Here is a 15,228-nt window from a genome sequence, read left to right on the forward strand (position 1 = left end):
CTCATGGGCAGTCCCGCGGCGAGTGCCTCTCAGGCACCCGAACCCACGACGGTGGCGAAGAAGCTGGTCACGCCGCTCAGCATGGTGGTCGCCGGCAACGGCACCGCCTACGTCAGCCAGAACTTCGCCGGGCTGCTCACGGCGGTCCCGCCCGGCGGCAAGCCCCGGGTGGTCTACGCCGCCAAGAAGGGCACGGAGGTCGGCGCCCTGTCCGCGTCGAGGGGCAAGATCCACTTCGCGACGACCAAGGGCAGGAGGACCGCGCTGTGGTCCATGCGCCCCGGGAGCCGGCCCACCAAGGTCGCGGACCTGTGGCAGCACGAGCGCACCAAGAACCCCGACGGCGACGTGGCCTACGGGTTCAGCGACCTCGACGCGGCGTGCGCCGCACAGATGCCGCCGGAGGTGCCGGCCGCCTACACCGGCATCCTGGAGTCGCACCCCTATGCCACCGCCGTGCACAAGCGCAGGACCTACGTCGCCGACGCCGCCGGCAACACCATCCTGTCGGTCAAGCCCAACGGCAAGGTCAAGACCGTGGCGGTGCTCCCGCCGGTCCCCGTCGTGGTGACCGCCGAGGCGGCCGCGGCGAACGGGCTGCCGGCCTGCACGGTGGGCCACACGTTCAACTTCGAGTCGGTGCCGACCGACGTCGAGGTCGGCAAGGGCGGCTGGCTCTACGTGACGCTGCTGCCCGGGGGACCCGAGGACGGCAGCATCGGCGCCCAGGGCCGGCTGGTGAAGGTGAAGGCCAGGACAGGCAAGGTCCGTGAGGTGGCGTCCGGGTTCGCCGGAGCCACGGGCGTGGCGGTCGCCAGGAACGGCGACGTCTACGTGGCGCAGCTCTTCGGCGGCCAGGTCTCGCGCATCAAGGCCGGCAGCACGACCGCCAGGCCCTGGGCCGAGGTGATGATGCCCGCTGCGGTCGAGTGGGCCCGCGGCGACGTGTACGTCTCCGCGCAGGTGCTGTCGGAGAAGCCGAAGGGCGTGGTCCTGCGCTACTGACGTGCGGCCTCCGTGCGTGTGCGGCGGCCGGTCCGCACCGACCAACCGGGTTCCAACCGACCCGCCCTAGCGTCGGCGTCGAGTGACCCACCTCACACGCACGGAGGCGCCGCATGACCAAGATCGAACTCACCGTCGACGGGGCCGCGGTCTCCGACGACGTCGAGCCCCGGATGCTGCTGGTGCAGTACCTGCGGGAGACGCTCGGCAAGACCGGCACGGTGATCGGCTGCGACACCTCGAACTGCGGCGCCTGCACCGTCCACCTCGACGGCACGAGCGTGAAGTCGTGCAACGTCCTCGCCGTGCAGGCCAACGGCCGCACCGTCACGACGATCGAGGGGCTCGCGGACACCGCCCAGGGAGGCCTGCACCCGGTGCAGGAGTCGTTCCGCGAGTGCCACGGCCTGCAGTGCGGCTTCTGCACACCGGGCATGATCATGCAGGCCGTCGACCTGCTCGCCGAGAACCCCGACCCGAGCGAGGAGGAGGTCCGGCTCGGCATGGAGGGCAACCTCTGCCGCTGCACGGGCTACCACAACATCGTCAAGAGCGTCCTGCACGCCGCGGGCCAGTCGGCGGGGGGTGCGCGCGCATGACCGCGACCCAGGAGCGTCCCGGCGGCGAGGTCGACCAGGACGCCGCCGAGATCGGCAAGGACCGCCGGCGCAAGGAGGACCAGCGGCTCATCACCGGCCGCACGCGCTGGACCGACAACATCACGCTGCCGGGGATGCTCCACCTCGCGATGGTCCGCAGCCCGTTCGCCCACGCCACGATCACCTCGATCGACGTCGACGCCGCCAGGTCGGCACCCAACGTCGTCGGGGTGTTCACCGGCCGGGACTTCGGCGACGAGCTCGGCGTGTGCATCAACGCCTGGCCGATCACCCCGGAGCAGAAGACGCCCGCCCACTCGCCGATGCCGGCCGACCGGGTCGCGTTCGCCGGCGAGGTCGTCGCCGTCGTCGTGGCGCGCAGCGCGGCCGAGGCGCGCGACGCCGCCGAGCTGGTGGACGTCGAGTACGAGGAGCAGCCCGCCGTCGTCGGGATCAAGAAGGCGCTCGAGGACTCGGTCCTCGCGCACCCCGACCTCGGCACCAACAAGTCCGCGCTCTGGGTCTTCGACTCCGGCGAGGCCGGCACCGGCGGCGACGTCGACGCCGCGATCGAGGAGGCCCGCACCAACGGCATCCTCATCGAGCGGGAGTACCGCCAGCAGCGGCTCATCCCCGCGTTCATGGAGCCGCGAAGCGTCGTGGTGGACCCCACGGGGGAGCAGATCACCATGTGGTCGGCGACCCAGATCCCGCACATCCTGAGGTTCGCCCTGGCGGCCACCACCGGCGTGCCCGAGTCCAAGATCCGGGTCGTCGCCCCTGACGTCGGTGGTGGCTTCGGCGGCAAGCTCCAGACCACGCCCGAGGAGTGGATCGCCTGGGCCGTGGCGCGCCGGCTGGCCAAGCCGGTGAAGTACACCGAGACCCGCAGCGAGAGCCTGATGGCGGCCCACCACGGCCGGGACCAGGTCCAGACCCTGACCCTCGCCGCCGACCGGGACGGCCGGGTCACCGGTCTCAAGGTGCACCTCGACGCCGACCTCGGTGCCTACATCGCCATCGTCGGCGGGGGCGTCCCGGTGCTCGGCGCGTTCATGTTCAACGCGATCTACAAGTTCCCCTCCTACCGCTTCGAGTGCCAGACCGTGCTGACCAACACCACGTTCACCGACGCCTACCGCGGGGCCGGCCGGCCCGAGGCGACGTACGCGGTCGAGCGGCTCATGGACGAGCTGGCCGCGGAGGTGGGCGTCGACCCCCTCGAGATCCGCGAGCGCAACTGGATCACCCACGAGGAGTTCCCGTTCACGACGGTCGCCGGGCTGGAGTACGACTCCGGCAACTACGAGGCGGCCACCGCGAGGGCCAAGGAGGTGTTCGGCTACGACGCGCTGCGTGCCGAGCAGCGCGAGCGGCGCGAGCGCGGTGACCGCGTCCAGCTCGGAATCGGTGTCTCGACGTTCACCGAGATGTGCGGCCTCGCGCCGAGCCGGGTGCTCGGCAGCCTCGACTACGGCGCCGGCGGCTGGGAGCACGCGAGCGTGCGGATGCTGGCCACCGGCACGGTCGAGATCGTCACCGGCGCGAGCGCCCACGGCCAGGGCCACGAGACGGCGTTCAGCCAGATCGTCGCCGACCGGCTGGGCGTCCCGTTCGAGGACGTCGAGGTGCTGCACGGCGACACCCAGGTGGCGCACAAGGGCCTCGACACCTATGGCTCGCGCTCCCTCGTGGTGGGCGGTGAGGCGCTGGTCCGCGCCGTCGACAAGGTCGTCGAGAAGGCCCGGCACCTCGCCGCGCACGTGCTGGAGGCCAACGCCGACGACCTGGACTACGCAGGCGGCCGGTTCACCGTCCGCGGCACCGACCAGGGCGTCGCGATCCAGGAGCTCGCAACGGCGGCGTTCGCCGCGCACGACTACCCCGAGGACATGGAGCCGAGCCTCGACGCCGACGCCACCTTCGACCCCGTCAACTTCAACTACCCGCACGGCACGCACCTGTGCGCCATGGAGGTCGACACCGAGACGGGCGCGGTGAAGATGCGCAAGTACACCTGCTGCGACGACATCGGCACGATCATCAACCCGCTGATCGTGGCCGGGCAGGTGCACGGCGGACTGGTGCAGGGCATCGCGCAGGCACTGTGGGAGGAGGCCGTGCACGACGAGTCCGGCACGCTCGTCAGCGGCTCGTTCGTCGACTACCTCCTGCCGACCGCGGCCGACACCATCTCCTTCGACGTGGTCCACACCGACCAGCCGAGCATCTGCACCACGAACTCGCTCGGCACCAAGGGCGTCGGCGAGGCGGGCACCATCGCGTCGACGCCGGCAGTGGTCAACGCCGTCGTGGACGCCGTACGCCACCTCGGCGTCTCCGACATCCAGATGCCCTGCACGCCCGAGCGGGTGTGGCGGGCCATCCATGCCGGCGACGGCGACGCCTCGACCGCGTCGGACGCGATGCCGCACTTCGAGGCCGGCGCGCTCAACCAGGACCCGACCGCAGGAGAAGGAGCAGGCCTGTGATCCCCGTGAAGTTCGACTACCTCGCGCCGTCGTCGGTCGAGGAGGCACTGGCCGCGCTGGGTGAGCACGGCGACGAGGCCAAGATCATGGCGGGTGGGCAGAGCCTGCTGCCGGTGCTGCGGATGCGGCTCAACGCGCCCGAGGTGGTGATCGACCTCGGCGGCATCGCGTCGTTGCGAGGGATCCGCGACGAGAGCGACGCCATCGTGATCGGCGCGATGACCACCCACCACGACGTACGTGACCACGCCCTGGTGCGCGAGCACGCCCTGCTGCTGTCGAAGGCGGCGGCCGAGGTCGCGGACGCGCAGATCCGCCACCGCGGCACCTTCGGCGGTGCCCTGGCGCACGCCGACCCCGCGGGTGACCTCGGGGCGCCGGCGCTCGCCCTCGGCGCGCAGTTCGTGATCGCCGGACCCGGCGGGAGCCGCACGGTCGAGGCGACCGACTTCTTCGTCGACCTGTTCGAGACCGCGATCGGCGACGACGAGATCCTCGTCGAGGTCCGCGTCCCGAAGCACACCGGGTGGGGCGCGCACTACGAGAAGTTCGTGCGCGTCGCGCACCAGTGGCCGATCGTGGCGGTGGCCGCGACGGTGCGCGGCTCGATCGACGAGGCGAGGGTCGGCCTGACCAACATGGGCCCCACCCCGTTGCGGGCCACCGCGACCGAGCAGGCGCTGGCGGGTGCGCCGGCGAGCGAGGACGGCGTACGCGCCGCGGCCGACCTCGCCGCCGAGGGAACCGACCCGCCGACCGACCTCAACGGGGCGGCCGACTACCGCCGGCACCTCGCGCGGGTGCTCACCCGCCGCGCCGTCCTCGCAGCCGCCGGGGCGTCGTAGTGGAGCTGAGCCACCGCTTCACCGTGCCGATCGGCGTCGAGGAGACGTGGGCGCACTTCAACGACATCGCGTCGGTGGCCGAGTGCTTCCCCGGGGCCCAGGTGACCGAGGCCGACGAGCAGTCCTTCTCCGGGTCGGTGAAGGTCAAGCTGGGACCGATCGCCCTGCAGTACAACGGCAGCGGCACGTTCGTGGAGAAGGATGCCGGGGCCTACCGGTTCGTCGTCGACGCGAAGGGCAAGGACAAACGCGGCAACGGCACGGCGGGGGCGAAGGTCACGGTCGTGATGACCGACGCCGGTGGATCGACCGACGTCTCCGTCGAGACCGACCTCTCCATCACCGGCAAGCCCGCCCAGTTCGGCCGCGGCGTCATGCAGGACGTGTCGGACAAGCTGCTCGGGCAGTTCGTCGCCTGCCTCGAGCAGCGGCTCGCCGCGCCGCCACCGGCCACCGCCGCCGAGGCCGGAGGCGAGCCGTCGGCCGACGCGCCACCGGTGACCGCCGCCGAGCCGGCGCTCCACCAGCCCCTGCCCGGCCGGCCGGCGCCCAACCGGTCCGCGCCCGGCGCCCGGACCGACGCGCTCGACCTCGGCACCGCGGTGCTGCCGGTGATCGCCAGGTCCTACTGGAGGCAGGCGGTCGCGGCGCTCGCCGGGCTGGTGGTGCTGCGCCGGCTCCTGCGGAGGTGAGCTCGCGACCCCCGGGCTCAGAAGACGTTGAGCGGGCGGAACTGCACGGAGATGCGCGGGCCCGAGTGGGCCACCTTCGGCACGGCGTGCTCCCAGGTGCGCTGGCACGAGCCGCCCATCACCACGAGGTCGCCGTGCCCCATCGTCAGCGCGATCGACGCGCCGCCGCCGCGGGGACGGAGCAGCAGCCGCCGCGGGTCGCCGACGCTCACGATCGCGACCATCGTGTCGGCGGTGCGGCCGCGGCCGATGGTGTCGCCGTGCCACGCGACCGAGTCGCGACCGTCGCGGTAGTAGCAGCAGCCGGCGGTCACGAACGGCTCGCGCAGCTCGGGGAGGTAGTGGGCCGTGAGGTCGTCGCGGGCCCGGGCGAGAGCCGGGTGCGGCAGCGGGGCGCCCTGGAGGTAGGTGTGCACGAGCCGCGGCACGTCGACCACGGCGTCGTACATCTCCCGCCGCTCCGCACGCCACGGCACGCGCTCGACCAGGGCGGAGAAGACGGCGTCGGGGTCGGTCAGCCAGTCGCGCTGCACGTCGACCCACGCCCCGCGTGTCAGCCGCCGGCGCTCGGGTGACAGCGCCGCGGAGCCCGCGGCGGGCTCGGCGAACAGGGACGTCTGGAAGTCCACGGCCTCGAGTGTACCGGACGATCGAACACGAGTTCGAACATCAAGAATCATCCAAGGTCTCGACCCGGGTTGGTCAATTTGCGGACGCCGGTCCAGCCCAGTCCTAGCCTGACTGCCATGGATCCGGTGGACCTCGTCGTACCGCGACAGCGGGCGCTCAAGCACGTGCAGGTCCGCGAGCACGTCCGCGCCCTCATCGAGACGCAGCCGCCGGGCTCGGCCGCCCCGTCCGAGCGTGAGCTGGTGGCGCGGTTCGGCGTGGCGCGGATGACCGTCCGCCAGGCGCTCGACGCGCTGGTGGCCGAGGGTCTGCTCGAGCGCATCCCCGGCCGCGGCACGTTCGTCGCCCAGCCGCCCACGTCCGCCGGCCGGCTCACCTCGTTCACCGAGGAGGTGCGGCGCCGGGGCATGCTCCCGGAGTCGCAGACGCTGCTGGCCCGCGTCGAGCAGGCCGGGCCGGGCGTGGCGCGCGCGCTCGACATCTCGCCGGGCGACCCGGTGCTGCACTGGCGCCGACTGCGTCGGGCCGACCAGGCCGTCGTCTGCGTCGAGGACGCCTACCTCAACGAGGTCCTCCTGCCGGGGTTCCTGCAGCACGGCACGCCCACGAGCCTCTACGACGCGTTGGCCGCCCGCGGCCTGCGCCCCACCGAGGCCGAGGACTCCATCAGCGCCGACCGCGCGAGCGCCGACGAGGCCGCCATGCTCGACATCGCCGTGGGTGACCCGGTGCTGCGCCACGCCCGGCGAGCGGTGTCCGACGGGCGCATCGTGGAGGTCTCGCGCACGTGCTACCGGCACGACCGGTTCACGGTCTACCTCCAGCTCAACGACCGCTGAGCTCTCCCAGCTCGCGCTCGAGGTTCGCCCGCGCGGCCGCCTCCCACAGCTCGCGCGCGGGCGCGGTGTGGAAGACGTACGGCTTCGCCGCGAGGCCGCGGAGCACCGCCGCGCGACCTGCGCGGAAGTCGGCGTCCGGCACCTCGGCGAAGTCGGCCCGCACCCCCGCGACGTAGGCGTCGTAGCGCTCGGGCGGCGCGGCCAGGATCGCGAGGTCGGCGTCGCTGAGCGCACACGCCGCCGGGTCCTCGTCGGAGGGTCGGTGGTGCGCGGTCATCCGCACCAGGCGCGCCACCTCCTCGGCGTACGGCTCGGGGAGCGCGCGCTCGGCCCACGCGGCCGACCGCTCCTCGTCGTCGTCGGCGCCGTCGTAGACCGCGTCGTGGAACCACGCGGCCAGGCGGACGGTGACCGGGTCGAAGTCGGCGCCCGCCGCGGCCAGCCGGTCGAGCCGGTCGAGCACCTCGGTGAGGTGGAGCCGGTCGTGGTAGCCGGGGCGGTCCCAGGCGGCGAGCAGCTCGTCGCGCAGGTCGTGCCGGCCCGGCAGTGGCCAGCGATCGGCGAGGCTCACGTGCCGGCCCGGTCCTGCAGGGCGCGCGCGTGGGCGTGGGCCGGCGCCATCGCCCAGCGGATGGTGCGGGTCGCCGCGGCGCCCAGTAGCCGGTTGGTCACCGGCGGCGCGGGCGGCAGCCGGAGCTCGCGGCGCGCCTCCGGCGGCAGCAGCCCGATCGCAGCGGTCACGAGGGACAGGTATCCCGGACGGGCGGCGAGGGGCAGGTCGGGGTGCAGCACGAGGAACCGGATGGCGTCGACCGCGGCCGGTGTCCCTCGCAGCTCCGGACCGTACGCCGCCAGGACCGCGCGCAGCTCGTCGACGGAGGTCGGTGGGTCGATGACCCCGAGGTGGCGGGCCGGCACGCCCGCCTGGGCGACGTACTCGTCGCGCTCCGCTCCGACCAGCGGGCGGTGGCCGAAGCGGTCGTGCGCGGCGAGGAAGCTGTCGAGCTCGGCAGCGTGCACCCAGCCGAGCAGGTGAGGGTCCGAGGCGGCGTACGGCGTCCCGTCGGGCATCGTGCCCGTGACCGACTCGTGCGCGCGCTGGACCGCGCGGATGACCTGCAGGGCGTCGCGCTCGGCGCCGAAGGTGGTCATCGCGATGTAGATCGAGACCTGCGCCAGCCGCCCCCACATGTCGCCGCGGTAGCCCGAGTGGTCCGCGACCCCCTGCATCGCGGCCGGGTGCAGGGACTGGAGCATCACCGCCCGGATGCCCCCGACGAACATCGACGCGTCGCCGTGGACGCGCGCGACGGGGGAGTCGGGGGCGAACCAGCGGGGGCCGGGCGTGCCGTGCACCCGCTCGCGCTGCCGGGGCCCGTCGGGCCCGGCCACCTTGCGGAAGAGCTCGGTGCCGAAGCGCTCGCGGAGGTTCACGCGCTCGAGGCTAGCCACGCCCTGGGAGACGACGTCCTCGTCACGGGTCCAGGTGGGTGGTGGCCAGCCCGGTCAGCGCCGACAGCGCCAGGGGGCGGGTCAGCAGAGAGGTGGCCGTCGGCCACTTGTGACGAGCCAGCGTCAAGCCGGCGCCGAACCAGATCGACAGGCACCACGGGCAGCTGAGCAGGTAGGTGATCTTCGACTGCTCCGGCGGTCCGTTGCGCGCCTCCACGGCCTCGCGCGCCGGTTCGGTGATGCGGTCGTCGCGGACCAGCTTCACCAGGCGGTAGGTCGCCAGGCCGTCGACGAGGAGCGCGAGCGGCCCCTCGGTGTTCTTCGCCATCGGTGTCTTCCTCGGTTCGGGGGTAGAGCGCTCCGTACCCCGATCCGGCCGCACCACTCGCGGTCGAGCGATGTGACGCAGGCGACCTTTGACTTCGAGTACTCGAAGTTCCTACGGTCGAGACGTGACCAGCGAGACCGCCACCCGCAGCTACTCCATCAAGGAGGCGGCCGCCCTGACCGGGCTGCCGGCCAGCACGCTGCGCTACTACGAGCAGGTCGGCGTCATCCCTCCGGTCAGCCGCGGAGCCAGCAGCGGGCACCGCGCCTACGACGAGGACGACCTCGACCAGCTGATGGCGGTCGCCTGCCTGGCCGCGACCGGGATGTCGCTCGACGACATGCGCCGGTACATGGCCAACGCCCGGCTCGGTCCCGACGCGGCTGCGGACCAGCGCGAGCTGCTCGAGGTCCAGCAGCGCCGGCTCGCGGTCGAGGCGGAGGCGCTGGCGCTGCGCCAGCGCTACGTCGCCCTGAAGGTCGCCTACTGGCAGTCGGTCGAGGCGGGAGACCCCGCCCGCACCGACGAGCTCGCCGAGCGCTCGCAGGTCCTGGCCGCCGAGCTGCGGCGGGCCGAGAAGGCCTAGCGCCGCTCACCCGGGTCCCGCGTCGCGTGGACCCGTGATCACTGCACCTCCTCCCTCCACCCTCTCCCTCCACCCCCTCCACGAAGGAGCGCTTCCGCATGCGCGTCAACGCCTATGCAGCCCCCGCAGCCGGCCAGCCTCTGGCCCCCACCACGATCGAGCGCCGCGAGGTCGGTGCCAACGACGTGCTCATCGCCATCGAGTACGCCGGCATCTGCCACTCCGACATCCACACGGTCAACGGCGACTGGGGCCCACAGCCCTTCCCGGTCGTGCCCGGCCACGAGATCGTCGGCACCGTCACCGAGGTCGGGGCCGAGGTCACCCGGCACCGGGTGGGCGACCGTGTCGGCGTCGGCTGCATGGTCGGCTCGTGCGGGGAGTGCGCGAGCTGCCTGCGGGGCGACGAGCAGTACTGCGCCAGGGGCATGATCGGGACGTACGCCGCGACGGACGTCGACGGCACCACCACCCAGGGTGGCTACTCCACCCACGTCGTCGTGGACGCCGGCTTCGTGCTGGCGGTGCCCGACGGCCTCGACCCCGCCGCGGCGGCGCCGCTGCTGTGCGCCGGCATCACGATGTACACCCCGCTCCGCCGCTGGGGAGCCGGCCCGGTCACGAAGGTCGCCATCGTCGGGCTCGGCGGGCTCGGGCACATGGGCGTGAAGATCGCTCACGCGCTCGGCGCCGAGGTGACCGTGCTCTCGCAGTCGCTGAAGAAGCAGGAGGACGGCCTGCGCCTCGGCGCCGACGACTACCGCGCCACGTCCGACCCGGACACCTTCGAGGCGCTGGCCGGGACGTTCGACCTGATCGTCAACACCGTCAGCGCGCCGGTCGACCTCGACGCCTACCTCGGGCTGCTGGCCGTCGACGGCACCCTCGTCAACGTCGGTGCGCCCGCCGAGCCGCTCAGCCTCCACGCGATGACGCTCATCGGCGCCCGCCGGAACTTCGCCGGCTCGATGATCGGCGGCATCGCCCTCACCCAGGAGATGCTCGACTTCTGCGCCGAGCACGGCATCGTCTCCGAGGTCGAGGTGATCCGCGCCGAGCAGGTCAACGAGGCGTACGAGCGGGTGCTCGCCTCCGACGTGCGCTACCGCTTCGTCATCGACGCGAGCACGCTGGCCTGACCTGCGGCGCGTCGGACGACCACGAGCCGGCTCGGAGCGGCGTACCCCACGGTGGACGCCGGTGCGAGGCCGGACCTCCGGTCGTCCGACGCGCCGTCGCAACGCGCCCTCCGGCCCGCCACGTCCCGGGCGGGCGTCCGACTACGCCTCGGCCTGCAGGTCCCCGGCGTCGACGATGCGGTAGGCGTAGCCCTGCTCGGCGAGGAAGCGCTGCCGGTTCTGCGCGAACTCGGCGTCCACGGTGTCGCGGGAGACGATGGTGTAGAAGTGCGCGCTGCGGCCCTCGGACTTCGGCCGCAGCAGCCGGCCGAGGCGCTGGGCCTCCTCCTGTCGCGACCCGAAGGAGCCGCTGACCTGGATGGCGACCTCCGCGGAGGGCAGGTCGATCGAGAAGTTCGCGACCTTGCTCACCACCAGCAGCCCGATCTCGCCGGAGCGGAAGGCGTTGAAGAGCCGCTGCCGCTCCTTCACGGGCGTCTCGCCCTTGATCACCGGTGCGTCCAGCATCTCGGCGACCTCGTCGAGCTGGTCGATGTACTGCCCGATCACCAGCGTCGGCTGGTCGGCGTGCTGGCGGACGAGGTCGCGGACGACGTCGATCTTGGCGTGGGTGCACGACGCGAGCCGGTACCGCGTGTCGGGGTCGCTGGTGGCGTACGCCAGCCGCTCCCCGTCGGGCAGGGTGACCCGCACCTCCACGCAGTCGGCGGGTGCGATCCAGCCCTGCGCCTCGATGTCCTTCCACGGGGCGTCGTAGCGCTTGGGCCCGATGAGGGAGAACACCTCGCCCTCGCGGCCGTCCTCACGCACCAGCGTCGCCGTGAGGCCCAGGCGCCGACGGGCCTGCAGGTCGGCGGTCATCCGGAAGATCGGCGCCGGCAGCAGGTGCACCTCGTCGTAGACGATGAGGCCCCAGTCGCGGGCGTCGAGCAGCTCCAGGTGCGGGTAGACGCCCTTCCGCCTGGTCGTGAGCACCTGGTAGGTCGCGATCGTGACCGGGCGGATCTCCTTGACGGCACCGGAGTACTCACCGATCTCGTCGGCGGTCAGCGACGTGCGGGCGACCAGCTCGTCCTTCCACTGCCGGGCGCTGACGGTGTTCGTGACGAGGATGAGGGTGGTCGCCCGGGCGTGCGCCATCGACGCAGCCCCGACGATGGTCTTGCCCGCCCCGCAGGGGAGGACGACGACGCCCGACCCGCCGTCCCAGAACGACTCGGCGGCCTCACGCTGGTACGGGCGCAGCGACCAGCCGTCCTCGGCGAGGTCGATGGCGTGGGCCTCGCCGTCGACGTAGCCGGCGAAGTCCTCGGCCGGCCAGCCCAGCTTGAGCAGCGCCTGCTTGAGGTTGCCGCGCTCGCTGGGGTGCACCGCGACGGTGTCGTCGTCGATGCGGGCGCCCACCATGCCGGCGACCTTCTTCGCGCGCAGCACCTCCTCCAGCACCGGTCGGTCCGTCGACGCCAGCACGAGCCCGTGCACGGGGTGCTTCTCCAGGCGCAGCCGGCCGTAGCGGCCCATCGTCTCGGCGACGTCGACGAGCAGCGCGTGCGGGACGGCGTAGCGCGACCAGGTCAGCAGCGCGTCGACGACCTGCTCGGCGTCGTGCCCCGCGGCGCGGGCGTTCCAGAGCCCGAGCGGCGTGAGCCGGTAGGTGTGGATGTGCTCGGGGGAGCGCTCGAGCTCCGCGAACGGCGCGATGGCCTTGCGCGCCTCGGCGGCGGAGGGATGGTCGACCTCGAGCAGGAGCGTCTTGTCGGACTGGACGATGAGGGGCCCGTCGGTCACGACGTGGCCGCCCGGGGCTGGGTGACCGGCTCGTGCGCGCCGCTCCTGGTCTGCTCGGCCCGGCGCTGGCGGGCCCGGAAGGCGGCCACGTTGGCGCGCGAGGAGCAGCGGTCGGAGCAGTAGCGGCGCGACTGGTTGGGGGAGGTGTCGACGAAGACGTGGTCGCACCGGGCCGCGGAGCAGATGCCCAGCCGGGTCGCGCCGAGGTCGCAGACCAGGGTGGCCAGGCCCATCAGCGCCTCGCCGATGAGCAGCTCGGCGACCGAGGCGGCACGGTTCGCGACGTGCATGTGCAGGTCGTCGGGGTCGTGGTCGGAGATCATCGGCGTGACGGGATGCATGGCGAGCAGGTCGTTGAGCGTGCGCACGACGCTCGGGACGTCGTCGGCGTCGGAGGCCTCGAACACCGGCCGCAGCTCGGCCCGGAAGGCGTGGAGCGCGGCGACGTCGCCCGGGACGACCGCGTCGTGCAGCCACGTGCGGTCGGCCAGGTGCTCACGCAGCGCCGCCTCGTCGGGCAGCTCAACGTTGACCAGCGCCGCCGAGCGCTCGGCGTACCGGATGAAGTCCATCCTCCCAGTCTACGGAGGGGATTCAGGCGGGACGGACGGCTGTGATGCGGTGCACGGCGAACTCGCGCACGTCGTCGGAGCGGTGGTCGTACGCCGAGAGCCGGCCGCCGTCGAGGCGCCGGGGGTCGACGACCCGCTCGCCGGTCGCGCCGTGGCTGTCGACGTAGCCGATGACGACGGTGCTGCCGGCCTCGATCGCCTCGCGGAGCGCGGCGAGGGCGGCGGAGGGGTGGGTGACCTCGACCGCCGCCGGCCGCGAGGACCGCGCCCGGTCGCCGGCACGGATCGCGGTCGCCACCGCCTGCACCTGCGCGGCCTGTCGGGCCTCCACCGCGCCCGCGGGCCGTCGACCGCGCCGGGTGCTGGCGCGGTGCAGGTCGGGCCGGCTCACCCGGACGGTGCCGTCGGCAGCCTCCACCACCGGCGCGGCACCCAGCTCCCGGAGCCGGGGGAGCAGCACGTCGAGGGGCGAGGTCGCGATGGCCACGGTCGGCGCCAGCAGCCGCAGGCCCAGCGTCCGGGCGCGGGGGTCGTGGACCAGCGCCGCCAGCGCGGCCTCGTCGTCGGAGCGGAGGAACGCCTCGGCGTGCCCGACGCGGACGCTGCCGAACGTGCGCGCCACGTCGTCGACGAGGAACTCCAGCGGCTGCGGGACGGGCGTCTGGGAGACCGAGGTCAGGAAGTCGCGGACCTCGACCGCCGACCAGCCCGCGTCGAACCCGCGACGCAGGGAGCCGGACGTGAAGCGGTAGACGGTCGCCCCGCCGCGGGACTCCACGTCGGCCAGGAGGTGCAGCCGACGGGCCACCTCGGTCTCCAGCGGTCCGGGCGCGACGGCGGTGAGGTCGGCCTGGAGGAGCACCCGGTCCACGGGGCGGGGCAGGTGCGGGTCGATCGCCTCGGCGGCGCCGGGCAGGTCCCCGGCGGCCACCCGCCGGCCGCTGGGCGGCAGCCCGCCGGCGCCGCTGACGCCGAGCACGGCGGCCTCGCCGAGCGCCGCGGCGACCAGGTCGGAGAACACCGTCGGCCGCCGGGGCCGCAGCCAGCCGATGCGCTGCACCACCGACGCGACGCCGGTCCCCACGGCGAGCACCTCACCCTCGGGCACCTCGGCCAGCACCTCGAGCGCCAGCCGTCGGGCCTCCTCGGCGAGCCCGCTGGACAGCTCGGGGGCGAGGGCGTTCCACGCCTTGCCGGCCGCGTCGCGCGACCCGACCAGCGACGGCACCCGGCTGCTCGCCAGCCAGCCGCCGACCAGGCGGGCCCACCGCTCGGAGATCGGGCGGCCCGACCAGACGTCGAACTCGTCCGTCGGCAGCCACGACGGCGTGCCGTCGGCCACGGCCGCCTCCGCCACCAGGCCCGCGGACAGGGCGAGCTCGACGACGAGGGCGGCTCCCGGCTCGTCGACGTGGAGCGCGGCAGCGACCGCCTTGAGGTCGCGCACCGCCAGTCCGCCGCTGCGCAGCACGCCGGGTGGCCGGACGCCCCAGTGGTCGAGCAGCAGCTCCACGCGGCGTACGACGTCGAAGGCGGCACCGGCGGCGCTACGGGCGACGAGCGCGGGGTCACGCGCGGCCGTCGCGAGGGCGGGCACGTCGTCGACCGGCTCGGTGGTGGTGCGCCCGCCGCGGAGGGCCAGGCCCACCTCGCCGGGCAGCACCACGGCGTCGCCCTCGCGCGGCACCAGCAGGCGCCGGCTGATCAGCTCCTCGGCAGGGGTGCGGGCCTCGGCCGGGGAGACGGTGCGGCGTGCCGCGCCGGTCGTGCCCTCCCCGCCGTGGTCGGCGACGTGGTGCAGCAGCGCCGTCGCCGCGGGCGACAGCTCGGCGATGCGGGCCGCGACCTCCTCCGGGTCCGGGGGCTCGGGGCTCGAGGGTCGCAGGCCGCTCACCAGGCCGGGCATCCCACGCATCGCGTCGGCCACCCCGGTCAGCGCGCGCAGGCCGCCCGGCGCCTCCCACACCAGCGCGAGGTCGAGCAGCCGCTGCAGCGCGGCCGCCGTCCGGTCCTCGTCGGCCCGGACGATCGAGATCAGCTCCGCGGACGTGGTTTGACCCGCGACGAGGAGGGCATCAAGCACGGACAGCTCCAGGCGGTCCAGCCCGTCGAGAGCGCGGTGAATCGACGAGCGCGTGGCAGCCCGGGAGGCGAGCTGCGACGAATCCTGAGGGGCAGGCGTGGCGAGATCCGGACGGGCCCTGAGCAGAGCCACGAGCCGCTCGTCCGGCCAGCTGCGCAGCTGGTCGGCGAGCGTGCGT

The 15,228-nt window shown here is 73.6% G+C and carries 15 protein-coding genes; 8 read left to right on the forward strand and 7 right to left on the reverse strand.

Features of this window, described 5'->3' with window-relative positions; all coding sequences use genetic code 11:
• The first annotated feature begins 51 nt into the window (after positions 1–51).
• From J3P38_RS15610 to J3P38_RS15630, 5 genes are all read left to right on the forward strand, one after another.
• Positions 52–1,005, forward strand: a complete 954-nt coding sequence (locus tag J3P38_RS15610; protein ID WP_210504301.1) for a ScyD/ScyE family protein — start codon at positions 52–54, stop codon at positions 1,003–1,005.
• A 113-nt stretch (positions 1,006–1,118) separates the two neighbouring features.
• Positions 1,119–1,604 (forward strand): (2Fe-2S)-binding protein, encoded by a 486-nt coding sequence (locus J3P38_RS15615; RefSeq protein WP_210504302.1) that lies wholly within the window; start codon positions 1,119–1,121, stop codon positions 1,602–1,604.
• Positions 1,601–4,096 carry a xanthine dehydrogenase family protein molybdopterin-binding subunit gene (locus J3P38_RS15620; RefSeq protein WP_210504303.1) on the forward strand — a complete coding sequence of 832 codons (2,496 nt, stop codon included), beginning with the start codon at positions 1,601–1,603 and terminating at the stop codon, positions 4,094–4,096. Before J3P38_RS15615 ends, J3P38_RS15620 begins: the two co-directional genes overlap by 4 nt.
• Entirely contained in the window at positions 4,093–4,941 is an 849-nt protein-coding gene (locus J3P38_RS15625) for an FAD binding domain-containing protein (RefSeq protein ID WP_210504304.1), read from the forward strand. Before J3P38_RS15620 ends, J3P38_RS15625 begins: the two co-directional genes overlap by 4 nt.
• Entirely contained in the window at positions 4,941–5,633 is a 693-nt protein-coding gene (locus J3P38_RS15630) for an SRPBCC family protein (protein ID WP_210504305.1), read from the forward strand. The genes J3P38_RS15625 and J3P38_RS15630 overlap by 1 nt, the downstream gene beginning before the upstream one ends.
• A 17-nt stretch (positions 5,634–5,650) precedes the next feature.
• Here J3P38_RS15630 and J3P38_RS15635 read toward each other — a convergent pair whose 3' ends face one another.
• Positions 5,651–6,262, reverse strand: a complete 612-nt coding sequence (locus J3P38_RS15635) for an alpha-ketoglutarate-dependent dioxygenase AlkB (protein ID WP_374222621.1) — start codon at positions 6,260–6,262, stop codon at positions 5,651–5,653.
• Positions 6,263–6,379: 117 nt separating this feature from the next.
• On the opposite strand from J3P38_RS15635, the gene J3P38_RS15640 reads away from it, so the two are divergent.
• Complete coding sequence (locus tag J3P38_RS15640) at positions 6,380–7,102, forward strand: GntR family transcriptional regulator (protein ID WP_210439889.1); 723 nt, start codon at positions 6,380–6,382, stop codon at positions 7,100–7,102.
• Here J3P38_RS15640 and J3P38_RS15645 read toward each other — a convergent pair.
• From J3P38_RS15645 to J3P38_RS15655, 3 genes are read right to left on the reverse strand one after another with little or no spacing between them, the layout of a single operon-like run.
• Positions 7,089–7,673 (reverse strand): HD domain-containing protein, encoded by a 585-nt coding sequence (locus tag J3P38_RS15645; RefSeq protein WP_210504307.1) that lies wholly within the window; start codon positions 7,671–7,673, stop codon positions 7,089–7,091. The genes J3P38_RS15640 and J3P38_RS15645 overlap by 14 nt on opposite strands.
• On the reverse strand, positions 7,670–8,536 hold the full coding sequence (locus J3P38_RS15650) for an oxygenase MpaB family protein (protein WP_307807951.1): 867 nt from the start codon (positions 8,534–8,536) through the stop codon (positions 7,670–7,672). The genes J3P38_RS15645 and J3P38_RS15650 overlap by 4 nt, the downstream gene beginning before the upstream one ends.
• A gap of 40 nt (positions 8,537–8,576) precedes the next feature.
• Positions 8,577–8,882 (reverse strand): DUF1360 domain-containing protein, encoded by a 306-nt coding sequence (locus tag J3P38_RS15655; protein ID WP_210439892.1) that lies wholly within the window; start codon positions 8,880–8,882, stop codon positions 8,577–8,579.
• A 124-nt stretch (positions 8,883–9,006) separates the two neighbouring features.
• Here J3P38_RS15655 and J3P38_RS15660 point away from each other — a divergent pair, with 124 nt between their 5' ends.
• Positions 9,007–9,468: a MerR family transcriptional regulator gene (locus J3P38_RS15660; RefSeq protein ID WP_210439893.1), complete on the forward strand. Its 462-nt coding sequence runs from the start codon at positions 9,007–9,009 to the stop codon at positions 9,466–9,468.
• A 98-nt stretch (positions 9,469–9,566) separates the two neighbouring features.
• On the forward strand, positions 9,567–10,607 hold the full coding sequence (locus J3P38_RS15665; protein ID WP_210504309.1) for an NAD(P)-dependent alcohol dehydrogenase: 1,041 nt from the start codon (positions 9,567–9,569) through the stop codon (positions 10,605–10,607).
• 141 nt (positions 10,608–10,748) lie between these two features.
• Here the strand turns inward: J3P38_RS15665 and J3P38_RS15670 are convergent, their stop codons facing one another.
• Genes J3P38_RS15670 through J3P38_RS15680 form a run of 3 tightly spaced genes read right to left on the reverse strand, consistent with a single transcriptional unit; the run spans position 10,749 to position 15,050 of the window.
• Positions 10,749–12,395 carry a DNA repair helicase XPB gene (locus tag J3P38_RS15670; RefSeq protein WP_210504310.1) on the reverse strand — a complete coding sequence of 549 codons (1,647 nt, stop codon included), beginning with the start codon at positions 12,393–12,395 and terminating at the stop codon, positions 10,749–10,751.
• Complete coding sequence (locus tag J3P38_RS17935) at positions 12,392–12,967, reverse strand: CGNR zinc finger domain-containing protein (RefSeq protein WP_246856355.1); 576 nt, start codon at positions 12,965–12,967, stop codon at positions 12,392–12,394. The genes J3P38_RS15670 and J3P38_RS17935 overlap by 4 nt, the downstream gene beginning before the upstream one ends.
• A gap of 22 nt (positions 12,968–12,989) precedes the next feature.
• Positions 12,990–15,050, reverse strand: a complete 2,061-nt coding sequence (locus tag J3P38_RS15680) for a helicase C-terminal domain-containing protein (RefSeq protein ID WP_307807952.1) — start codon at positions 15,048–15,050, stop codon at positions 12,990–12,992.
• Positions 15,051–15,228 lie beyond the last annotated feature (178 nt).

Source organism: Nocardioides xinjiangensis (assembly GCF_017916455.1).
Lineage (GTDB): Bacteria > Actinomycetota > Actinomycetes > Propionibacteriales > Nocardioidaceae > Nocardioides > Nocardioides xinjiangensis.

Coding starts and splice junctions, on each gene's coding strand:
- J3P38_RS15620 (WP_210504303.1), top strand. CDS start 1,601: ATGACCGCGACCCAGGAGCGTCCCGGCGGCGAGGTCGACCAGGACGCC.
- J3P38_RS15665 (WP_210504309.1), top strand. CDS start 9,567: ATGCGCGTCAACGCCTATGCAGCCCCCGCAGCCGGCCAGCCTCTGGCC.
- J3P38_RS15640 (WP_210439889.1), top strand. CDS start 6,380: ATGGATCCGGTGGACCTCGTCGTACCGCGACAGCGGGCGCTCAAGCAC.
- J3P38_RS17935 (WP_246856355.1), bottom strand. CDS start 12,967: ATGGACTTCATCCGGTACGCCGAGCGCTCGGCGGCGCTGGTCAACGTT.
- J3P38_RS15655 (WP_210439892.1), bottom strand. CDS start 8,882: ATGGCGAAGAACACCGAGGGGCCGCTCGCGCTCCTCGTCGACGGCCTG.
- J3P38_RS15615 (WP_210504302.1), top strand. CDS start 1,119: ATGACCAAGATCGAACTCACCGTCGACGGGGCCGCGGTCTCCGACGAC.